The organism is Pyramidobacter sp. C12-8 (genome assembly GCF_002007215.1).
In the GTDB taxonomy this organism is placed as follows: Bacteria; Synergistota; Synergistia; order Synergistales; family Dethiosulfovibrionaceae; genus Pyramidobacter.
The window spans coordinates 1-232 of record NZ_MUHX01000128.1; the positions used below are offsets into that span (position 1 = coordinate 1).

Here is a 232-nt window from a genome sequence, read left to right on the forward strand (position 1 = left end):
ACAACCAGCAACGGCGGTTCGACGGCAATCCGAACAATCGCAACAACAATAATAATAACAACCGCCCACGCAACAACAATAACAACAACGGCGGCAACAATAACAACAACGGGCAACCACCGAAACAGCACAAGAATCCTCCAAAACGCCCCATGCTGCCACCGGACAAGCAAGTGAAACACCCTCTCCCCCCCGAAGCATAAGCATGGAGATGCGCAGGCTCCGACCTGCG

The 232-nt window shown here is 53.4% G+C and carries 1 protein-coding gene; it reads left to right on the forward strand.

Annotated elements, in window-relative coordinates; genetic code table 11:
* The coding region (locus B0D78_RS13330) for a hypothetical protein (protein WP_205948345.1) at nt 1-203 on the forward strand (203 nt) is incomplete at its 5' end.
* Nucleotides 204-232: the final 29 nt, after the last annotated feature.